Annotated in this window: 6 protein-coding genes; all 6 read left to right on the top strand. The window is 47.4% G+C overall.

Going from position 1 to position 6,000, the window contains the following annotated elements:
• Positions 1-14 precede the first annotated feature (14 nt).
• Entirely contained in the window at positions 15-341 is a 327-nt protein-coding gene (gene trxA, locus GOU96_RS08025) for a thioredoxin TrxA (RefSeq protein ID WP_001280783.1), read from the top strand.
• 197 nt (positions 342-538) lie between these two features.
• Positions 539-1,798, top strand: coding sequence for a transcription termination factor Rho (gene rho, locus GOU96_RS08030; protein ID WP_001054524.1), 1,260 nt, complete (start codon positions 539-541; stop codon positions 1,796-1,798).
• A gap of 98 nt (positions 1,799-1,896) precedes the next feature.
• Positions 1,897-2,889, top strand: a complete 993-nt coding sequence (locus GOU96_RS08035; protein ID WP_057555962.1) for a hypothetical protein — start codon at positions 1,897-1,899, stop codon at positions 2,887-2,889.
• A gap of 81 nt (positions 2,890-2,970) precedes the next feature.
• Positions 2,971-4,812, top strand: coding sequence for a 4-hydroxy-3-polyprenylbenzoate decarboxylase (gene ubiD / locus GOU96_RS08040; RefSeq protein ID WP_267782001.1), 1,842 nt, complete (start codon positions 2,971-2,973; stop codon positions 4,810-4,812).
• Entirely contained in the window at positions 4,809-5,078 is a 270-nt protein-coding gene (locus GOU96_RS08045; protein WP_000222787.1) for a 2Fe-2S iron-sulfur cluster-binding protein, read from the top strand. The genes ubiD and GOU96_RS08045 overlap by 4 nt, the downstream gene beginning before the upstream one ends.
• Positions 5,079-5,093: 15 nt before the next feature.
• A complete protein-coding gene (fre, locus tag GOU96_RS08050) occupies positions 5,094-5,804 on the top strand; it encodes an NAD(P)H-flavin reductase (protein WP_000586598.1) in 711 nt (236 codons plus the stop codon).
• Positions 5,805-6,000 lie beyond the last annotated feature (196 nt).

Below are 6,000 nucleotides of genomic sequence, written 5' to 3' on the forward strand. Positions count from 1 at the left end.
CATTGGAGTGAAAGATGAGTGACAAAATTTTGCAGCTGACCGATGACGGTTTCGAGAACGATGTAATCAAAGCTGCAGGCCCGGTTCTAGTTGACTTTTGGGCGGAGTGGTGTGGTCCTTGTAAGATGATTGCCCCGATCCTAGATGAAGTGGCTGACGAATACGCAGGCAAACTCACTATCGGTAAACTGAATATTGACCATAACGCGGGAACACCACCTAAGTTTGGTATCCGCGGCATCCCAACACTGCTGCTGTTTAAAGATGGCAGTGTGGTAGCGACTAAAGTTGGTGCGCTATCAAAGACTCAGCTGAAAGAGTTCCTAGACGCGAACCTGTAATGAGTCAGACCGCCAAGCCGTACATAGCAATATGTACGGTTTTGTTTTTGGCAAAAAACAATTTCTAGACTAGGCTAATATTTAGTGCTAGTTTATCGCACGTTAATTAAACAGTTGTTCACTTCTTGGTCAATCCTGAGACCATATCCATCTTAACTTAACAACGATCCTTTTTGACTAACTAAGTATCCACCACAATGAATCTAACAGAACTGAAGAACACCCCTGTGTCTGATCTGGTTAAGCTTGGCGAAAGTCTGGGCCTTGAAAACCTGGCACGCCTACGCAAACAAGACATTATTTTCGCAATCCTCAAAGCACACGCAAAAAGTGGTGAAGACATTTTTGGCGATGGGGTTCTGGAAATTCTTCAAGACGGTTTTGGTTTCTTACGTAGTGCAGACAGTTCATACCTTGCTGGCCCTGACGACATCTATGTGTCACCTAGCCAAATTCGTCGCTTTAACCTACGTACAGGCGACTCAATTGCCGGGAAAATTCGTCCGCCGAAAGAGGGTGAACGTTACTTTGCATTGCTCAAAGTGAACACTGTAAACGATGACCGTCCAGACAACGCCCGCAACAAAATCCTTTTCGAGAACTTAACTCCTCTACACGCCAATGAACGTATGGTGATGGAACGTGGCAATGGCTCCACAGAAGACATCACGGCGCGTGTTCTCGATTTGGCAGCACCGATTGGTAAAGGTCAACGTGGTTTGATCGTTGCTCCGCCAAAAGCGGGTAAAACCATGCTGCTACAAAACATCGCTCAAAGCATCGCCAGCAATCACCCTGAGTGTGTGCTGATGGTACTGCTGATTGACGAGCGTCCAGAAGAAGTGACTGAGATGCAGCGCCTAGTAAAAGGTGAAGTGGTTGCTTCAACCTTTGATGAGCCAGCATCGCGCCACGTACAAGTGGCAGAAATGGTGATTGAAAAAGCCAAACGTCTGGTTGAACACAAGAAAGACGTGGTGATCCTACTGGATTCGATTACTCGTCTAGCGCGTGCCTACAACACTGTGGTTCCTGCATCAGGTAAAGTACTGACCGGTGGTGTGGATGCGAACGCATTGCATCGTCCTAAGCGTTTCTTTGGGGCTGCACGTAATGTAGAAGAAGGCGGTAGCTTGACCATTATCGCTACTGCGCTGGTTGATACCGGTTCTAAGATGGATGAAGTGATTTACGAAGAGTTCAAAGGTACAGGTAACATGGAACTGCACTTGAACCGTAAGATTGCTGAAAAACGTGTTTTCCCAGCTATCGACTTCAACCGTTCAGGTACGCGTCGTGAAGAGTTACTGACTAAGACCGATGAGCTACAAAAGATGTGGATTCTACGCAAGATCGTTCACCCAATGGGCGAAACCGATGCGATGGAATTCCTGATTGATAAGTTAGCCATGACCAAAACCAACGATGAGTTCTTTGACGCGATGCGTCGACAGTAATTGAACGTTATCTCAAACACCACCCTTGCGGTGGTGTTTTTGTTTGCGTTCTAGACCAGTGGTGTCCACACTGATGTAGAACGAACAAGGAGGAGTATATGCAACAAGGATGGTTGTACCTCGTTCTTCTCTTTTTGTTAGGTTTGCCGCCTTACGCGCTTGGTGGTGATATCACGGCAACAGAGCGTGAGCTTTGGCTTGCGGAGCCACAGACCCAACAGAAAGCCGAAGAGCTTTATCTGCTCGCACTGCACAATGAAGTAGATCGCTTACAGTTCAATTTGCAGCGTATCAGTTATCCCGCACAAGAAGTCGTGCGTTTTCTTCTATTGCAAAAATTTGAACAAGGCCAGCTGATCTTGACGGAGGAGCTTGCCGTATTCATTGCTGTTCAAAAATCACAGACACCCAATTATTTGATTGCTGAACGGGGCGACGGTTATGAGTTCTCTGTCCCCGCTTTTGATTATGCCGCGATCGCCCATCGACTGTTAAAACAAGCACAGCAGCAAAAAGATATCGTGATGTTTGTGTTACAAGCAGAAAATGGCGAACTCAATCTGCGTGAGTGGCTTTCTGGTTCTTCGGCTCAATCAGTAGATGTTCGTCAGCGTTTATTACTCACAGAGTTGCATCGTTTATCACCGCAAGCCATGGAGCGTTTGATTGCCCAAATCACCACTGAGCAGGTGACGAGTTGGCTGCCCTCTGCAACGGTGATGGTGCAATTTGCGCAGCGTAGTCAAAGCCATGCCTTGTATCAAAGGCTTTGGTTAATGAAGGCTAATGATGAAATTAGGCAAGAGGTTGCTCGTTTAGGGGCGCAAGCCGATGGTTTTGCTAAGCAGCAACTAATGCTTGCTGTCGAAAATCCCAGCCTTAAGCAAGAGGCACTGCAAGCATTGATTGAAATACGCCCTATGTCGATGGAGGTTGAGCAATTCTTAATTGAGAAACTAGGACAAAGTGAAAATGTCTCTCAGGTTGCGAGTATGCTTGCTCAATCGGGTTATCAAGGATGGTTGCATGAGTTAGTCAGCTCGAATCGCGCGGTGAAACAGCAAGCGATTTTAGCGGTACTGAATCCATAACCAACAAATGTAAGAAAATGGCGCAGAACAATCTTGAGGTTTGTTATACTGCCGCTATCGCTGTCAACGAGTAGTAGACCTATGAATTTTAAGGACTTACGGGATTTTCTTGACTATTTAGAGCAACGTGGGGAGCTAAAACGTATTACCCATCCGATTGATCCGCATTATGAAATGACCGAGATCAGCGACCGGACGTTACGTGCTAAAGGCCCAGCGTTGTTGTTTGAAAATCCGCTAGGTTACGACTTTCCAGTGCTAACCAATTTGTTTGGTACGCCAGAACGCGTTGCTATGGGCATGGGGCGACAGCAGGTTCAAGAGCTGCGTGATGTCGGTCAGTGGTTGGCTTATCTTAAAGAGCCAGAGCCACCTCGTGGTTTAAAAGAGCTGATTGAAAAGCTGCCCGTTTTTAAACAAGTGCTCAATATGCCAGTTAAGCGCTTGCGTCGTGCTCCTTGCCAAGAAATCGTGTGGCAGGGTGATGAGGTTGATCTCGATAAAATCCCTGCGATGAGCTGCTGGCCGGACGATGTTGCACCACTTTTAACTTGGGGTCTAACCATTACGCGTGGCCCACATAAAAAGCGCCAAAATCTTGGGATCTATCGTCAGCAAAAAATCGCCCGTAATAAAGTCATCATGCGTTGGTTAGCCCATCGCGGAGGGGCATTAGACTTGCGGGATTGGATGGAGAAACATCCCGGAGAGCCTTTTCCTGTCAGTGTGGCGTTCGGTGCCGATCCGGCGACCATTCTCGGTGCAGTAACGCCCGTCCCAGATACCTTATCTGAATACGCGTTTGCTGGACTGTTGCGTGGCAGTCGTACTGAAGTGGTCAAGTCGATCAGTAACGATCTGGAAGTGCCGGCGAGTGCTGAAATCGTGCTCGAGGGCTATATCGATCCTAACGAATTTGCAGATGAAGGTCCCTATGGTGACCACACGGGTTATTACAACGAGGTTGAGCGCCATCATGTGTTCACTGTCACTCATGTGACCATGCGTAATAAGCCGATTTATCACAGCACCTATACAGGGCGTCCGCCCGATGAACCCGCCGTGCTTGGTGTGGCGCTTAACGAAGTCTTCGTACCTATCTTGCAAAAGCAGTTTCCTGAAATTGCCGATTTTTATCTGCCGCCAGAAGGCTGCTCGTATCGCATGGCGATAGTGACACTTAAGAAACAGTATCCGGGACACGCTAAGCGGGTGATGCTGGGTGTGTGGTCATTCCTACGTCAATTTATGTACACCAAGTTTGTGATTGTGTGTGATGAACAAGTGAATGCGCGCGATTGGCCACAAGTGATTGCCGCTATGGTCAATCACATGTCGCCTCTGCGCGATACTCTATTTATTGAGCATACGCCGATTGACTCGCTGGATTTTGCTTCACCAGTGGTGGGTTTAGGCTCAAAAATCGGTTTGGATGCCACCGTCAAATGGCCTGCAGAGCTGGTGCTTTCTAACTATGACCAGAGTGACAAGACAACGGAACTTTCACTGGAAGTGCTAAAAGCCTGCTTGAGTGATGAAGCGGATGTGTTGGATGTTGCATTACCGGAGGCGGCGAATGGTAAGTTGGTTCTTCTACTTATTAATAAGCAGGAAGCTGGGCAGGCACAGCAACTGTTACAGCGTGTAGTCGATAAACTCAATGGTGACTCGCCGCTTAAGTTTGTGATCTTGTGCGATGATGACGTGAATATCCATGACTGGAATGATGTGATCTGGGCAATGACCACACGCATGGATCCGGCACGTGATAGCTTACGAATCGTTGGCCAAGATTTGATCTGCTTTGATGCAACCAATAAACTGCCTGACGAAGTCGAACGTGAATGGGGTACTCCGATCCGAAAAGATCCTAAGTTAGTCGCGAAAATCGATTCGTTATGGGATGAGTTAGGTATTGTATGACCTATACCGTCCGCATCGTGCCTAATGATAGACACTTTATAATTCACTCAGGTGAAACGGTGCTTGATGCTGCGCTCAACCAGCAAATTGCCTTTCCCCACCGCTGCCGAATTGGCGCCTGTGCCGCTTGCTTATGTAAGTTGGTTGAAGGTGAGGTGGAGTATGAACTCGAACCGTTATTGACCGAACAAGAAAAAGCGACAGGGTGGATATTTGCCTGCCAAGCCTGCGCAATTACTGATTTAGTGCTGACTTTTGAAGAGTAAGCCAGAGGAAGTTCAATGATAATTCAATGCCAAGTTAAGTCTGTGCAGCCGCTCGCGACGCATACTTACCAAATCCTATTACAACCCGAGCACGCGGTGGCTTACCAAGCCGGGCAATATTTAATGGTGGTGATGGGCGAAAAAGATAAGCGACCATTCTCACTTGCTAGTAGTCCTTGCCGTAGCAATGGCGAGCTCGAACTGCATATTGGTGCGGCGGATCACAGCGCCTTTGCCCACCAAGTCGTGGAAAAATTTCAGCAAGCCCATCTTAATCAGACATGGGTTGAAGTGGATGTGCCACATGGCAATGCCGCATTACAAGAGAGTGAGCGACCTCTACTCTTAATCGCTGGCGGGACCGGCTTTAGCTATGTGCGTTCCATCTTAGATCATTGCCTCTCGCAAGGTAAAACTCAGCCTATCTACCTGTATTGGGGCGCGCGTGATGCAGCTCAGCTGTACGCACTGAATGAGTTGCAAGAGCTTGCCAAGCAACATGCTCATTTGCAGGTTGTTCCAGTGGTCGAGCAAGCACAAGATGGCTGGACTGGAAAAGTTGGCAATGTACTGCAAGCGATTAACAACGACTTTGCAAGTTTAGAAGCATTTGACATCTATATAGCAGGTCGCTTTGAGATGGCTGGAGCCGCACGTGAGCAATTTACTCAAAACAAACAAGCTCGACGCGATCGAATGTTTGCCGATGCTTACGCCTTTATTTAACGCGCAGCTATAAACAAGACACAAGACAAAGCCCAACGCTAAATCGTTGGGCTTTTTTATGACTTTCTCTTTATAGATAGACTAGAACAAAAGCTTAAAAAGAATAACTCTGTGGATAAGTTGTCATCAAGGTCTGAGTAAAGTGGGATAAATAAGCCCTTGTGCGCAAATGCAGCGATTAAGCGCTATTTCTATC

The organism is Vibrio sp. R-1 (assembly GCF_035615595.1).
GTDB classification, from domain to species: Bacteria; Pseudomonadota; Gammaproteobacteria; order Enterobacterales; family Vibrionaceae; genus Vibrio; species Vibrio cholerae.

Bases quoted from the DNA above. Each gene is read 5' to 3' on its own strand.
- rho (WP_001054524.1), top strand. From the start codon at position 539: ATGAATCTAACAGAACTGAAGAACACCCCTGTGTCTGATCTGGTTAAG.
- ubiD (WP_267782001.1), top strand. From the start codon at position 2,971: ATGAATTTTAAGGACTTACGGGATTTTCTTGACTATTTAGAGCAACGT.
- trxA (WP_001280783.1), top strand. From the start codon at position 15: ATGAGTGACAAAATTTTGCAGCTGACCGATGACGGTTTCGAGAACGAT.
- fre (WP_000586598.1), top strand. From the start codon at position 5,094: ATGATAATTCAATGCCAAGTTAAGTCTGTGCAGCCGCTCGCGACGCAT.
- GOU96_RS08045 (WP_000222787.1), top strand. From the start codon at position 4,809: ATGACCTATACCGTCCGCATCGTGCCTAATGATAGACACTTTATAATT.
- GOU96_RS08035 (WP_057555962.1), top strand. From the start codon at position 1,897: ATGCAACAAGGATGGTTGTACCTCGTTCTTCTCTTTTTGTTAGGTTTG.